The organism is Amycolatopsis sp. NPDC051373 (genome assembly GCF_040689465.1).
GTDB lineage: Bacteria > Actinomycetota > Actinomycetes > Mycobacteriales > Pseudonocardiaceae > Amycolatopsis.
On the sequence record NZ_JBFBAE010000007.1, the window covers coordinates 216,494 to 231,171 of the forward strand.

The 14,678-nt window shown below is 70.7% G+C and carries 14 protein-coding genes; 7 read left to right on the forward strand and 7 right to left on the reverse strand.

Features of this window, described 5'->3' with window-relative positions:
* Window positions 1-616: 616 nt before the first annotated feature.
* The 4 genes from AB0383_RS15480 (at window position 617) to AB0383_RS15495 (ending at window position 3,270) form a co-directional block, all read left to right on the forward strand.
* On the forward strand, window positions 617-1,090 hold the full coding sequence (locus tag AB0383_RS15480; protein ID WP_366187584.1) for a DUF664 domain-containing protein: 474 nt from the start codon (window positions 617-619) through the stop codon (window positions 1,088-1,090).
* A gap of 86 nt (window positions 1,091-1,176) precedes the next feature.
* Complete coding sequence (locus tag AB0383_RS15485; RefSeq protein ID WP_366187585.1) at window positions 1,177-1,572, forward strand: YciI family protein; 396 nt, start codon at window positions 1,177-1,179, stop codon at window positions 1,570-1,572.
* Window positions 1,572-2,786 (forward strand): DUF6596 domain-containing protein, encoded by a 1,215-nt coding sequence (locus AB0383_RS15490; RefSeq protein WP_366187586.1) that lies wholly within the window; start codon window positions 1,572-1,574, stop codon window positions 2,784-2,786. Before AB0383_RS15485 ends, AB0383_RS15490 begins: the two co-directional genes overlap by 1 nt.
* 97 nt (window positions 2,787-2,883) lie before the next feature.
* Window positions 2,884-3,270 (forward strand): Imm1 family immunity protein, encoded by a 387-nt coding sequence (locus AB0383_RS15495; protein WP_366187587.1) that lies wholly within the window; start codon window positions 2,884-2,886, stop codon window positions 3,268-3,270.
* Here the strand turns inward: AB0383_RS15495 and AB0383_RS15500 are convergent.
* Together AB0383_RS15500 and AB0383_RS15505 are read right to left on the reverse strand one after the other, a co-directional pair.
* Window positions 3,267-3,623, reverse strand: coding sequence for a YrdB family protein (locus tag AB0383_RS15500; protein WP_366187588.1), 357 nt, complete (start codon window positions 3,621-3,623; stop codon window positions 3,267-3,269). The two genes, AB0383_RS15495 and AB0383_RS15500, sit on opposite strands and share 4 nt — an antisense overlap.
* Before the next feature lie 68 nt (window positions 3,624-3,691).
* Window positions 3,692-4,780: an MFS transporter gene (locus AB0383_RS15505; RefSeq protein ID WP_366187589.1), complete on the reverse strand. Its 1,089-nt coding sequence runs from the start codon at window positions 4,778-4,780 to the stop codon at window positions 3,692-3,694.
* A gap of 482 nt (window positions 4,781-5,262) precedes the next feature.
* On the opposite strand from AB0383_RS15505, the gene AB0383_RS15510 reads away from it, so the two are divergent.
* Window positions 5,263-5,463 (forward strand): hypothetical protein, encoded by a 201-nt coding sequence (locus AB0383_RS15510; RefSeq protein ID WP_364175158.1) that lies wholly within the window; start codon window positions 5,263-5,265, stop codon window positions 5,461-5,463.
* Between the two features lie 79 nt (window positions 5,464-5,542).
* Here the strand turns inward: AB0383_RS15510 and AB0383_RS15515 are convergent, their stop codons facing one another.
* From AB0383_RS15515 to AB0383_RS15530, 4 genes are read right to left on the reverse strand one after another with little or no spacing between them, the layout of a single operon-like run.
* Complete coding sequence (locus AB0383_RS15515; protein ID WP_366187590.1) at window positions 5,543-7,375, reverse strand: ABC transporter substrate-binding protein; 1,833 nt, start codon at window positions 7,373-7,375, stop codon at window positions 5,543-5,545.
* On the reverse strand, window positions 7,372-9,435 hold the full coding sequence (locus AB0383_RS15520) for an ABC transporter ATP-binding protein (protein WP_366187591.1): 2,064 nt from the start codon (window positions 9,433-9,435) through the stop codon (window positions 7,372-7,374). Before AB0383_RS15520 ends, AB0383_RS15515 begins: the two co-directional genes overlap by 4 nt.
* Window positions 9,436-9,440: 5 nt before the next feature.
* Window positions 9,441-10,310 (reverse strand): ABC transporter permease, encoded by an 870-nt coding sequence (locus AB0383_RS15525; RefSeq protein WP_364175149.1) that lies wholly within the window; start codon window positions 10,308-10,310, stop codon window positions 9,441-9,443.
* Window positions 10,310-11,254: an ABC transporter permease gene (locus AB0383_RS15530; protein ID WP_364175146.1), complete on the reverse strand. Its 945-nt coding sequence runs from the start codon at window positions 11,252-11,254 to the stop codon at window positions 10,310-10,312. The genes AB0383_RS15525 and AB0383_RS15530 overlap by 1 nt, the downstream gene beginning before the upstream one ends.
* 286 nt (window positions 11,255-11,540) lie before the next feature.
* Between AB0383_RS15530 and AB0383_RS15535 the strand changes: the two genes are divergently transcribed.
* Entirely contained in the window at window positions 11,541-12,791 is a 1,251-nt protein-coding gene (locus AB0383_RS15535) for a hypothetical protein (RefSeq protein ID WP_364175143.1), read from the forward strand.
* Between the two features lie 149 nt (window positions 12,792-12,940).
* Window positions 12,941-13,762 carry a serine protease gene (locus tag AB0383_RS15540; protein ID WP_364175140.1) on the forward strand — a complete coding sequence of 274 codons (822 nt, stop codon included), beginning with the start codon at window positions 12,941-12,943 and terminating at the stop codon, window positions 13,760-13,762.
* Between the two features lie 15 nt (window positions 13,763-13,777).
* On the opposite strand, the gene AB0383_RS15545 is transcribed toward AB0383_RS15540, so the two are convergent.
* Window positions 13,778-14,677 (reverse strand): LysR family transcriptional regulator, encoded by a 900-nt coding sequence (locus AB0383_RS15545; RefSeq protein WP_366187592.1) that lies wholly within the window; start codon window positions 14,675-14,677, stop codon window positions 13,778-13,780.
* Window position 14,678: the final 1 nt, after the last annotated feature.

The window sequence follows — 14,678 nt, forward strand, 5'->3', positions numbered from 1 at the left end:
CCGAGAACGGTAGGACCCGGCACCGACAGTTCCGGCCGCCGCGGCTTCCCTCGATCCGGTGAACGGTCCGCAGTTTTCGCGCGCCTCGGCGGACCTTGCCCGGCCCTGCTCGACATCTTGGCTTCGGGGTTCGGTTCCCTCTGGCGCCCGCGACGGCCCGGACGCTCGATGCGGAGACGGCCGAGGTGGGCGCTGTGAAGCTCACACTGTGGCTCGTGTGAATCGGCGCGCCTTCCGCGCCGATTCGCCAACCCCTGGTGCCCTCGGCCTCCGGGCCGTTGCGCGTCGAGCCGCCGGTCGAGGTACGTGACGCCGGGCTGCTGCGGGAGACGCTGACCGCTACTTCGTGAGCGTCCTCATCAACTCCACCAACCCGCCGGCTCCCGCAACCGCCCGGGCCGTCACCACGTCCGCCGGGGCGTTGCGTTCCCTCATGGCGGTCGCGAACAGCTCCATGTCCAGAAGTCGACCTTGCTGAGGTGCGCTACGTTTTCCGCGGTGATGACCTCACCGAGGGCGGTCAGGGTGAAGCTGCCCGCGCTGCCGTTCTTCAGGACGGCGACGAGCGACGGTCCACAGTGGACCCAGCCGCGATCGCGGGGCTACGCTCACCGGCGTGATCACCACGGACGGATACCTGTACCTCGTCGACCGCGCACTCGACGGGATGGCGGCCACGCTCACCGAACTCGGCGACGAGCTCGCGAACGCGCGCCCCGGGGCGGCCGGGACGAACTCGCCGTACGCGATCGTCACGCACTGCCTCGGGGTGATGGCGTTCTGGGGTGGCCAGGTCGTGGCGGGCCGCGACGTGACGCGCGACCGGGCGGCGGAGTTCGAGGCGGCGGGACCCGTCGCGCCGCTGGTGGAGCGGATGCGGGCCGTCCGGGAGCGATTCGGCGCCGATGTCGCCGGGTGCGCCCCGGAGGCGCCGCCGAAGGGCGAGGTCCCGCCGAAGTACCGCGACACCCCGATCGGCGCGGCTCAGGGCGTGGCGCTGCTGCACGTGTACGAGGAGCTGGCCCAGCACCGCGGCCATCTCGACCTCACCCGCGACGTGCTGCTCGGACGCGTGGAGAAAACTGTGTAGAAGGCTGTGTAGAGGACACGGGGGCGGCTCCGTCCTTACAGTGAGCGTGCCGACGCGCGGCACGCCGGAAGGGCGGAGGAGCCACGATGACGAAGTACATGGTGATGCAGACGTACTCGGGCGGCGAGGCCTGCGACGTGCCGATGACCGAGTGGTCCCCCGACGACATCCGCGCGCACGTCGCGTTCCAGCGGGCGCTCAACGAGGAGCTCGCCGACAAGGGCGAGCTGGTGGACGCGCAGGGGCTGGCCGGGCCGGAGGCGGCGAAGAAGGTCGTGTCTGGCGGTGCGGGCGGGACCGTGGTGACCGACGGGCCGTTCACCGAGAGCAAGGAGATGCTCGCGGGGTACCGGATCATCGACGTCGACTCGGAAGAGCGGGCGCTCGAGATCGCGGCGCGGCTCTCGGCGGCCCCCGGGCTCGGGGGCACGCCGATCCGCCAGCCGATCGAGGTCCGCCAGGTGATGAGCGCGCCGGCCTGATGACGGCCGACCGCATCGAGGACCTGCTGCGCACGCTCGCGCCGCAGGTCCTCGGCGTGCTGGCCCGGCGGTTCGGCGACTTCGACGCCGCCGAGGACGCCGTGCAGGAGGCGCTGCTCGCCGCGGCGCTGCACTGGCCCGACGACGGCGTGCCGGACAACCCGCGCGGCTGGTTGATCCAGGCGGCGGCGCGGCGGCTGACCGACGCGTACCGCAGTGACGAAGCCCGCGCGCGGCGTGAGCTGGCGGTGTTCGCCGAGCCGGCGGGCGCCGAGGTGCCGGACGAGGACGACACGCTCACGCTGCTGTTCCTGTGCTGTCACCCGTCTTTGACGTCGGCTTCGGCCATCGCGCTCACGCTCCGGGCCGTCGGCGGCCTGACGACGGCGGAGATCGCGGGCGCGTTCCTCGTGCCCGAGGCGACGATGGCGCAGCGGATCAGCCGGGCAAAGGGGAAGATCAAGACGTCGGGTGTGCCGTTCCGGCTGCCGGCCGGCGACGAACGCGCGACGCGACTGAAATCGGTGCTGCACGTGCTCTACCTGGTGTTCAACGAGGGCTACACCAGCAGCGCCGGGGCCAGCCTGCACCGCGCGGAGCTCTCGGGCGAGGCGATCCGGCTCGCGCGCCTGTTGCACCGGGTGCTGCCCGAGGACGGCGAGGTCACAGGTCTGCTGGCCCTCATGTTGCTCACCGACGCGCGGCGCCCCGCGCGGACCGGGCCCGACGGTGACCTGGTGCCGCTGGAGGACCAGGACCGTTCGTTGTGGGACCGGTCGTTGATCAGGGAAGGCGTCTCGCTTGCCACTGCCGCGCTTTCCGACGGGCCAGCCGGTGAGTACGGGCTGCAGGCGGCGATCGCGGCGAGCTACGACATCGCGTTGCGCGCGCAGGACACGGACTGGCCGCGGATCCTGGCGCTCTACCTGCGGCTTGAAACACTGGGGGACAACCCGATGGTCACGCTGAACCGCGCGATCGCGACCGCGATGGTCCACGGGCCCACCACCGGTCTGGACCTGCTCGCGACGCTCGACGAGCAGCTCGCCGGCCACTACCGCCTCGACGCCGTACGCGCTCACCTGCTGGAACGCGCGGGCGAAACCGCGGCCGCGATCGGTTGCTACGAGGCCGCCGCGGCGCGCACCACCAACGCCCCGGAACGCCGCTACCTCACGGTTCGCGCCGCGCGGCTGCGGGCGGACCACCCCTGACTGTCCTCTTCGGACAGTCAATTGATGTTCCACACTTCGCTCTCACACTGTGGCCCGTTAGGATCAGTACCGATCCTCACTGGAAGCGGAGCGGACCATGGCCACCACGGGTGATCGGCGGACGGGGTACGACATCTCGAGCGTGCCCGCCGAGACGGTGCTCGCCGCGCTGCAGGCTGCCGTGCCGCCGTCGGCCACGGCGGGGGTCGTCTGGTGGATCTACGCCGGTCAGGGCCCTGGCACGCCCCACCTCGTCGTCGGCCTGCGCGGCGAGCGCGGCGCCCTGGTGTGGCAGGAGAACGGCGCCGCGCACCTGCCCGCCGACGGCGCCGGCGCCGCGTCCGCCGACTACTACAGCCTGCAGGGCGGCCACTTCCCGCAGCCCGCGGGCAGCGAGGTGCCGGCCGAGCTCGTGATCCGCGCGGTGCGGGAGTTCGCCCAGACCCGGGTCCGGCCGGAGTGCGTCGCCTGGAAGCTGCCCTAGGCCGTCGCCACGTCGAGGTGCATCAGCTTCACCACGGCGAGGTTCGCGACGAACAGGGCGGGCAGCAGGAGCCCGAGCGTCCGCAGTCCCGAGAACCACAGGCCCACGCCGGCGCCGCCGACCACCACCACGACGGTGAGCGCGTAGAGCAGCGGCGTGTTCAGTTTCGCGGTCGGCGCGGCGAACAGGGCCCACAGGCCGATGCCCACGGCGGGCGCGCCCAGGCCGAGCAGCAGCTTGCCCGCGGTGGACTCCCCCGCGTGGAAGCCCCAGTACCCCAGCGCGACGATCGCGGCCAGCTCCAGCAGGAAAGCCAGGCCCAGGTTTCCCCAGCACCACACGGACTCGATCACGGTCGCCTCCTTGACGTGAGAGCAGTGCTCTCTGTTGGGAGCAGTGTTCACCCGTCGGGTTGGCGTTGTCAAGAGCACTGCTCTCGGATGGCCAGGGCGGCGGCCGCGAGGACGGCAGCGAGCCACACCGGCGCGCGGTAACCGGTGCCGATGAGAGCGGCGGCGAGCCACGGCCCGGCGGCAGCGCCGACGTTGAGCGCGGCAGTGGCGAACGCGCCCCTGAGCGCCGGCGCGTCCGGGGCGGCGCGGAGCACCTGCGCGACGGCGGTGGACCCGACGGCGAAAGACAGCAGCGCTTGCAGCGGGACCAGGACGAACAGCACTGTCGTATTCCCCACGCCGAGCGCGAGGGCGAGCCAGCCGACGGCGAGCGCCACCTGCGCTTTTCGCGTAGCCGGACGCCGACCGGCGAGCGCGACCCCGGCGGCGGCGCCGATGCCGAACAACGCGAGGAGGACGGGCAGCCGGCCTTCGCCTTGCGAGGTCGCAAGCGGGGCGAGGTAGGTGAAGACGGCGAAGGTGGCGCCGTTCACGAGCGCGCCCCTGCCGAGCGCGGCCAGCACCCGCGGCCGCTTCACCACCGCGAACTCGACTTTGACGGGCACACTCGCGATCTCCGTCTCGGGCGCCCACCGCGCAATGGCGGCGAACGCGGGCACGGACACCAGCGCGACCGCCCAGAACGCCGAGCGCCACCCCCACGCCTGCCCGAGCACGGCGCCCGCCGGCACCCCGGCGATGCACGCCAGCGTGGTCCCGGTCAGGACCACGGCGGTCGCCCTCCCCTCGGCTCCGGGCGTGGTATCGGCCGCCACCGTCAGCGCGACGGCGAGAAACCCGGCCGTCGCCAGCGCGGCCACCAGCCGCGTGACGAGCAGGACCCCGAACCCGGGCGCCAGCGCCCCCGCCACGTGCACCGCGACGAACACCCCGAGGTATCCCAGCAACGCCACCCGCCGCGGCCACCCCCGGCCCGCGACCGCCAGCACCGGCGCCCCGATCACCATCCCCACGGCGAACACGGCAGTCAGCGACCCCGCCGCGGCCACGGAAACCCCCAGGTCCCGCGCGACCTCGGGCACCAGGCCCGACACCATGAACTCCGACGTCCCCTGGGCGAACACGGCCAGGGCGAGCAGATACGGCAAAACACGCAAGACAGACACTCCTGAGATCGACGTGACCGTCCTGTTCGGACGGTGGAAAAAGGCACGATCGATCGGAGCGCGTGGCGTCAGCCCTAGGGAACACAGCCCCGGGGAACACGGCCACCAGGGAACACAGCCGCTAAAGAACACGGCCGCGAAAGAACACAGACCCCGCAACGCCACCGCTCGACCGGTGGCGCCACTCTGTTGGCCTCAGGACTCCCCACGGCGCGCACGGTAGCAGCGCCGCGTGGTGGTGCCGAACGGTTTTCCACCGGGGCCGCCCGACCACGCGGGCCTGCGCCGGGATTCGCGGCGCCGAAACGGGCCATGGGCCGCAAAAATCACCTGCCAAGAGGCCAAGGGCCACCCTCGGTGGTAGTTCCGGGCAGTGGTCACGATGGGTAGCGCTCGAACGGAGCAGCGAGCCGGGATCGTGTCCTTCGTTCGGCGGCGTCGCTCTACCGTGGGTCTCAGTAATCTTCTCCGCCATGAACGACCGAAGGACCGGGATTCGCACGGTCCAGATGGCGGGCCTGGGCATCGTCGCCGGGCTGGGGTTCCTGGTGGCGAGCCTGTGGTGGTCGGCGGCCACGTGGTGGAGCTGGCTGGGCGGGAGCTTGCTGGTGGGGCTGCTGACGTGGATCTTCGTGTTCGAGCTGCTGCGGCTGGGGCGAAGAGACGACGACTGAACCATCCCGGGCAACCAGGGCCCAACGGCACAAGAACGGGGCCGCCCCAGGGAAAAGGGCGGCCCCGGAAAAGAAGGCCCTACTTCGTGAAGTACCAATCCTCAGGGCTGCGCGCCGTCTGCACGGCCGGGAACGAGACGCCGCCGAGGTCTTTCGCGACGACCTCCGTCGCGCCGCGCAGGGGCATGTTGATCTGGCCCGGCAGGGTCTTCGTCGCGTAGTCCTCGTAGGCGGCGAAGGCGTTCTTGTCGTCGCTGTGCAGCGTGGCCTCGATGAGCTTGTCCAGCTGCGGGTCGTCGTAGTTGCCGATGTTGCCGGTGGAGCCGGGGAGCAGCAGCTGGTCACCGGTGGGCACGGCGTTGTACTGCTGGTACCCGAAGTAGCCCATCTGCCAGTCGCACGCGGGGCCGGAGCCGTGACAGTCGCTGAGATCGTTCAGCACCGCGTTGAACTCCTGGCCCTTCAGGTCGAACACGATGCCCGCCTCGGCGGCGTCCGACTTCCACTGCTGCATGATCCGCCCGTACGCCGGATTGCCGGTGGAGTACTGCAAAGTGAGCTGCAACCGCGTGCCGGCCGCGACGCCGGCGCCGCACTGGTTCGGAGCGGTGCCGGGCGCGGTGCACGTCATGGCGCCGTTCTGCAGGGTCCAGCCGTGCGACGTCAGCAAGGCTTTCGCCTTCGCCTTGTCGAACGGGTACGGGCCCGCGCCCCGTTCGGCGGCGGTCACGTAGGAATTGTCCGGGTTGATCGGCACCGGGCCGGTGGTCACGGTGGCGTAGCCGCGGTAGGCGACGTTCACGTCCGTTACCTGGTCCAGGGTCTGCTGGAACGCCTGCCGCACATAGAGCTGCTTGAACACGGCCCCGAACTTCGGGTTGTCCATGTTCAGGATCGTCGAGCTCCAGCCCCACGCCGCGGCGGGCACGAGGTTGTAGTTGGCCTGCAACGGGTTCGTCGCCGGCAGCTTCTCGTTCGCCTTCTTCTGCGGCAGGTCCGCGCCCTGCACGCCGCCGACGGAGATGGTCCGGCCGCTGCGCAGGGTGTTGAACTCCGCGCTGGTGCTCGTGAACGGCTGCATCTTGTAGTGCGCGAGGTGCGGCTTGTCCGGCCCGCTGTACTTCGGGTTCGGGTCGTAGCTGATGTTCCCCTCGGCATCGAACGACGTGAGGTGCCACGGGCCGTCCACGACCTGCCACAACGGATCCGTCGCGTAGGTCGAGAGGTCCTTGCTCTTGGTGAACAAGTACTTGTACACCGCGTCGCACTTCGCGCGGTCGTCCGCGCAGCCGCCGCTGCCCGCCGCCGCGGAGTCGGAGGTTTTGTCCCACGCCATCGGCAGCGGCGCGATCTGCGCGAGCTCCTGGCCGGTGAACCACGTCGGCGAGTACGAGTCCGTGAGCTGCAGCGTCACCTGCTGCGGCCCGGTCGCCGTCGCCGACTTCACGTTGTCGGGGAACTGGCCCGGCACGTAGCCGTACCAGTTGGCCTTCTCCGCGAACATCATGTTCATCCAGAACACCACGTCGCGAGCGTTCACCGTCTCGCCGTTGGACCACTTGTACGGCTTGACGTTGATCACCACCTTCGTGTTGTTGTCGCTGAACACGGGCGGGTCGGCGAGGCTCTTGCGCGTGTTGACCCCGGTGCTGCCGTTGGCGTCGCCGAACCAGTACAGCTCGCGGTACATCAGCTGCTGCAGGTCACCGGTGGCGTAACCGCTGTTGTGGGCCGAGTCCACGAACGGGAAGATCCAGTTCGGCTGAGTGCCCGGCGGTTCGGCGAACACGGCCGTGCCGCCTTCGGTCGGGGTACCGCCGCCGGAAGACGAGCTCCCGCCGCTGCACGCGGTGGCGAGCGCGGCCGCGGCCAGCACCACCACCGGCGCCACGAGTGCCTTGCGCAGTCTCATCCGTTCTCTCCTTGGTAGACCTTCGTCGCGTCGTGCTCACGAGCGGCGTCGAGCGGGAAGTGACAGGCCGCCTCGTGCCCGGCGCCGAACGGCCGCAGCACGGGCTCCTCGGCGGCGCAGATCTCCTGCGCGAACGGGCAGCGGGTGCGGAACCGGCAGCCCGACGGCGGCGACATGGCCGACGGCAGCTCCCCCGACACCCCGGCGCCGTGGCGCGCGGCCCACGGGTCCGCGACCGGGACCGTGTCGATCAGCCCGCGGGTGTACGGGTGCCGCGGGTTACCGTGCACCTCGGCGGCCGGGCCGGTCTCCACGAGCTTGCCGAGATACATCACGCCGATGCGCTGCGCCAGGTACCGCACCACGGACAGGTCGTGCGAGATGAACACATACGTGAGCCCGTGGCGCTCGCGCAGGTCGTTCATCAGGTTCAGGATCTGCGCCTGCACGGACACGTCCAGCGCCGACACCGGCTCGTCGGCCACGATCAGCTTCGGCTCCAGCGCCAGTGCCCGCGCGAGCCCGACGCGCTGACGCTGCCCGCCGGAGAACTCGTGCGGGTACCGCTGCGCGGCGTCGGCGGGCAGGCCCACCTCGCCCAGCAGCTCGCGGACGCGCCGGCTGCGCTGCGCCCGCGTGCCGGCGCCGTGGATCTCCAGCGGTTCGGCCAGGATCGCGCCGACGCGCATGCGCGGGTCGAGCGAGGCGTACGGGTCCTGGAACACCAGGTGTGTGTCGCGGTGGCGCTGTCGCAACTCGGCCCCGCGCAAGGAAGTCAGCTCCGTGCCGCCGATCCGGATGTGGCCCGCCGTCGGTTCGTCGAGCCCGACCACGGCCCGGCCGACGGTCGTCTTGCCGCAGCCCGATTCCCCGACCAGGCCGAAGATCTCCCCCGCCGCCACGGAGAAGCTCACGCCGGCCACCGCGGACACCGTGCCCGTGCGCCGCCGCAGCACCGCGCCCTTGGTGACGGGGAAGTCCTTCACCAGGTTCTCGACTTCCAGGAGCGGCGCGCCCGCTGTCGGCTCCGAGGCCGGCGCGCCCGCCCGTTCGTGCACGCGGACCACGGCCGACGGCTCCTCGACGCCGGCCGAACCGACCGGGTGGAAACACGCGTACTCGTGCCCGGCCACGTCGGCGCGCAGCTCCGGCTCCTTCTCGACGCACTCATCGGTCGCGTAGCGGCAGCGCGGCGCGAAGCGGCACCCGGCCGGCGGCTCGCGCAGATCCGGCGGCAGGCCGGGGATGCTGTAGAGCTTCTCCCCCGACTCCGCCGAATTCTCCGGCAGCGCCTCGAACAACGCCTCGGTGTACGGGTGACGCGGATTGCCGAACAGCCGGCGCGTGTCGGTGAGCTCCGCGATCTTCCCCGCGTACATCACGGCGACGCGATCGGCGCGGCCCGCGACCACACCGAGGTCGTGCGTCACCAGGATCACGGCCATGCCGAGGCGCCGGCGCAGGTCGTCGATCAGCTCCAGGATCTGGTGCTGCACGGTCACGTCGAGCGCGGTGGTCGGCTCGTCGGCGATGAGCAGCTCCGGCTCGCACACCAGCGCGCGGGCGATCATCACGCGCTGGCGCATGCCGCCGGAGAGCTGGTGCGGGTAGTCCTCGGCCCGCTTGCGCGCGTCCGGCAGCCCGACCAGCTCCAGCATCGCGACGGCGCGCTCGTGCAGTTCCCGTCGAGAGAGCGTCGAGTGCAGCTCCAGCGGTTCGCTCACCTGGCGCCCGATGGGCAGCGACGGGTTGAGCGAGGTCATCGGGTCCTGGAACACCGTGCCGATGCGCTTGCCGCGGACCTCCCGCAGCTCGGCGGGGGTCATGGCCGCGACGTCGTCGCCGCCGAGCAGGATCCGCCCCGACGCGATGTGCCCGCCGGACGGGAGCAGCCGCAGGATCGACAGGGCCGTCATCGTCTTGCCGCAGCCGGACTCGCCGACGAGCCCGAGCAGCTCGCCGCGCCCGACTTCGAGCGTCACGCCGTCGACCGGGTGGACGACGCCGTCGCGGACGTCGATGGTGGTGTGCAGGTCTTCCAGGCGCAAGACGGGGTTCATGGGGTTCAGCGCCTCCGCAGCCGCACTTCGAGCGCGTCGCGCAGGGCGTCGCCGAGCAGGTTGAACGCCACGACCACGAGCATGATCGCGATGCCGGGGCCCACGATCATCCACCAGTAGCCGTTCTGCACGAATTCGGTGCCGTTGGACAGCATGTTGCCCCAGTCGGCGTGCGGCGGCGCGATGCCGAGGCCGAGGTAGCTCAGCGCCGCCACGAGCAGGATCGCGTCGGCCACCTGGAAGGTCGCGTTGACCACGATGGTGCCGATCGCGTTGGGCATGATGTGGCGCAGCACCACGCGTTTCCCGCCGCCGCCCATCATCCGCACTGCCTGCACATACTCGCGGGTGCGCAGGGAAAGTGTCTCGCCGCGCACGAGCCGGGCAGGACTGAGCCACGCGCCGAACGACACCACCAGGATCAGCAGCCCCAGCGTCGGCGTGAAGATCGCGGCGAGGATCAGCAGCAGGAACAGCGTGGGGATGGCCAGCAGCGTGTCGACGATCCGCATCATCACCGCGTCGACGAACCCGCCGACGTAACCCGCGATGGCGCCCCAGAACGTGCCGAACAGGGTTGCGAGCACCGCGGCCGCGACGCCGATCTCGAGCGACGACCGGCCGCCGACCATGAGCCGGCCGAGCTCGTCATAGCCCACGTCGTCGGTGCCCAGCGGGTGGCCCGCGCCGGGCGGCTGGTTGGCGCCCGCGAGGTTCGTCGCGATCTGCTCGGTGTGGTACACGAGCGGGCCGAAGAAGCAGAACAGCACGAACAGAACGATCAGCACGAGCCCCGCGACCGCCAGGCGGTTCTCCAGGAAGGCTCGCAGGGTCGCCCGCGCCGCCGATCTCGGGGGTGCCGCTTGGTGGGTCATCAGTAGTTCACCCTCGGGTCGAGCACGGCGTAGCCGATGTCCGCGAGCAGGGAGCCGGCCACCGTCGCGAGCGCGACGACGAGCCCGATCCCCAGCAGCACCGGGTAGTCGTGCACCTGGGCACCCTGGATGAACGTGAAGCCCATGCCCGGGTAGTTGAACACCTGCTCGGTGATGAGCGCGCCCGCGAACAGCTGCGGCAGCGACAGCCCCAGCAGCGTGACGATCGGGATGAGGGAGTTGCGCAGCACGTGCCGCGTGAGCACCTTGCCCTCGCTCGCCCCGCCCGCGAGCGCGGTGCGCACGTAGTCCTGGCTCAGGTTCTCCATCACCGACGAGCGCGCGTACCGGCTGAACGACGCGATGGTGATCAGCGCCAGTGTGACCACGGGCAGCACGAGCGCGGGCGCCTGCGACAGGATCTCGCCCAGTGAGTCCCCGCTCGGCCCGAGCGGGGAGAACCACTGCAACTGCACCGCGAACAACAGCACGAGGATCTCGCCGAGGAAGAAGCTCGGCATCGAGTAGAACGCGAACGACAGGCCCGTGGCCACGTAGTCGCCCAACGTGTTGCGCTTGCGCGCCTGGTACACGCCCAGCGGCACCGCCACCACAAGAGCGACCAAAGTGGACAGTGTCATGAGCAGGATCGTCTTGGGCAGGTGATCGGCGATCACGTCGGTCACCGGCTGGTTGAGCTTGTACGAGTAGCCGAGGTCACCGTGCAGCACGCGCCCGGCCCAGGTGAGGAACTGCGCGACCAACGGACGGTCGTATCCGTTGTCGTGGAGGAAGGTCCGGATCTGCAGCTGCGTGGCCTTCGGCCCCAGGATCGCCCGGGCGGGCCCACCGGGCAGCAGCTGCAGCAGCACGAAGGTGAGCACCGCGACCAGCACGACCACCACGACCGACTGCAGGACGCGGCGCCCCAGGTACCCCGCCATCAACCGTCCCCGTGATCGTTCCAGTACTTGCCTGGTGCATACACCTACACCGGCAACGGCTCACCTGTCCACGGCGTCCACGGAAACTGACGTGCTGTTGTCCCACCTGGTGATCTTCCTACTTTCGGCGCTAGCGCTCCCGAAGTGTCCGATGTAGATGATCGGCAAACCGGACAATCCGGGGCACACCGTGATACACGACCCTGCCCCGCGTTGTACGGATCGTGTACGGAACGCGCACAGACTCCTCACCGTTCGCGACGGACGAGTGAAGGAGCTGAGTGTCGTGCTGGGGAAGACAGTCGGGAAGACAACTGCCCGCCGCGTGGTCGCGGCAGTGCTGGCCGCGGGCGCGGTCACCACGAGCGGGGTGGCGCTGGCAGCGCCCGCGAATGCCGCGCCGGCCAGGTCGTGGCGCGCCGATCTGTCCCACGTCGACGGTGACGACGTCAACGTCGAGGCGGCGGACGGAGCGCTGACGCTGAAGGATTCCGCCTGGCACAGAACGGATCTGCTCACCGCCGGCAGCCAGGGTTACCTGGTCTCCGCCGCGCGGCAGCTCGCCTCGCCGGTGAACCGCGTGACGACGAAGGTCGCCGCGGACCTGCCGAAGGGCACCGACGTGCAGATCGACGTGCGCGGCCGCACCGGCGCCGACGACTGGACCGAGTGGACGCCGGCCGGCGGGCAGGCCGCGACCTTCGGCCGCGCGGTGAGCGTGGTGCAGGCGCGGATCTCGCTGTCGAGCACCACCGACGGCGTGCGCCCGACCGTGCGCGAGGTCGACCTCGACGGCACGCTCGCCCCGCAGGCCAACGCGCTCGCGGTCACGACCCCGCTGACCTACACGATCTACGCCACGCGGGAGGGCCTCACCGGCCACACCACCGCCAACGGCCACGTGATCACGGCCAACGACCACTTCGTCGCGCTGCCCTCGGGGAAGGCGACCTCGCCCAAGGGCACCGGGAACTACACGGTGAAGGTGTGCCGCACCGACGGCAGCCGCTGCGAGTACGCGCCGGTATGGGACGTCGGCCCGTGGAACACCAAGGACGACTACTGGAACCCGGCCTCGATCCGCTCGGAGTACAAGGACCTGCCGCAGGGCCAGCCGGAGGCGTATGCCGCCTACCACAACCACTACAACGGCGGTAAGGACGACCTCGGCTACACCGTGGGCAACCCGGCCGGCATCGACCTCGCCGACGGCGTGTTCAACTCCGGGCTCGGGCTCGCCGACAACGGCAACGTGAAGGTGACCTACCTGTGGACCGGTTCGGCCGCCGCCACCGGCGTCGTGAGCACCGCCGGCGACCCGATGAACGTGCGCGCCAGCGCCAGCACCACGGCCGCCGTCAAGGGTCTCGCGGCGAACTACGCCAAGGTCAGCATCGAATGCTACGTCAACGGTTCTTCGGTGACCGGAACGTTCGGCACCAGCACGATCTGGGACCGCATCGGCGCGGACAACTTCATCTCCGATGCCTACGTGAAGACCGGGTCCGACCTCCCCGTCGCCCCGCTCTGCTCCTGAGTTCGGCGGTGACCGGTCCGGCGGGGACACTCCGCCGGACCGTTCACCTTGACCCGCAACGCTTTTTTCCACCCGGTTCAGCGACACCGGTTTCCCCTCGGCCCGGCTATCGTTTCTGCCATCGTTTTCTTTGCGCCGAGGGGGTTTTCATGCCGTGGACACGACTGTTCGGAAGAGGTCCGAACGCGGTGCTGGCCGCGGCCGTGCTCAATACTTCACTGTTCAGTGCCGCGGTGTTCGGTGCGGCGGCGGTGACCACTGTGGTCGCCGGCCCGGAAGCGGCCGCGCAAGGCGCGATCGTGGGCGGGGAAAAGGCATCGCTGGCCGACTACCCGTACGCGGTGTACCTCGTGGACGATGCGGGCACGCAGTTCTGCGGCGGCGTGATCGTGGGCAGCTCGGCGGTCGCGACCGCGGCCCACTGCGCCGAAGCGGTGGCCACGAAGGACATCCGCGTCGTCGTCGGCCGGGAGGACAAGCGAACGAACGAGGGCAGCACGTTCGCCGTCACGAAGGCCTGGGTGCACCCGGACTTCGAGAAGGCCGAAGAGGGCGACGACATCGCGGTGCTGACCGTGCGCGGCCTCCTGCCGGGCCGCGCGGCGTCGGTGGCCCGCGACACCGACGGCTACGCCCCGGGCACGAAGGCCACCGTGCTCGGCTGGGGCCGCGTCGCCGACGGCGGCGAACGCTCCGACTACCTGCGCAGCGCCGTGGTGCCGATGGTCGGCGACTCGACGTGCGAGCAGGCCTACGACTCCTACGATCCGGCGAGCATGGTGTGCGCGGGGTACCGGCAGGGCGGCATCGACGCGTGCAAGGGCGACTCCGGCGGCCCGCTCGTCATCGGCGACACACTCGTCGGGATCGTGTCCTTCGGCGACGGCTGTGCGAAACCCGGCAAGCCCGGCGTCTACACGCGCGTGACCACGTTCGCCGGCGCGATCGCCCAGCAGACCCGCGGCCACTGACGGTCCACACTAGACTTACTCGGCGCCGACCGACGAGCGCAGCACCTCGAGGAAATCCGCGACCGGCTTCGACCGCGGCGCCTCGGGCAGCGTGACCGCGGTGACGCGCCGGGCGAACCCGCGACCCGCCGGCGGACGGTCGGCGAGATCCTTGCGGTGCGCCGCCAGCGACAGCCGCGGCACGAGGCTCACACCCATGCCCGCGGCCACGAGCCCTTGCAGCGACTGGTAATCCGCCGCGCGGAAGGTGATCTGGGGTTCGAACCCGGCGATGCGGCAGATCGTCTCGTACGCCTGCTCGTACGGCGCGCGGTGCGTGCGCGTCACCCACTGCTCCCCGGGCAGGTCGGCCAGCGCCACCTCTTCCGCGTCGACGAGCGGGTGGTCCAGCGGCAGCACGACGTGCAGCGGGTCGTCTGGCAGGGCCACGTGGTGCAACGCGCGGTCCACGGGCTGCGGCGCGAAGTCGTAGCCCCACACGAGGACCACGTGCGCGGCGCCCTCGCGCAGCCGGCTGAACGCGTCGTCGCCGTGAGTGGCCGACAGGCGCAGGCGCACGCCGGGGTGCTGTTCGCGGAACGCCTTCACCACCGGCGGCAGCAGCTCGACCCCGGCGGTCGCGAACGCCTCGATCCGCAGCTCCGCCGGGTCGGTGCCGAACGAGCGCACCTCCTGCTCGATGGCCGAGAGCTCGCCGAACAGGCTCTTCGCGTGCGCGGCGAGCACCTCGCCCGCCGGGGTCAGCTCGACCCCGCGCGGCAGTCGTTTGAGCAGCGACATGCCGACCTCGCGCTCGATCACCGACATCTGCTGCGAGACCGCCGACTGCGTGAGCTGCAGCCGGTGCGCGGCCGCGGTGAACGAACCCCCTTCGACCACCGCGACGAGGATCCGCAGGCGCCTGACGTCCAGCACA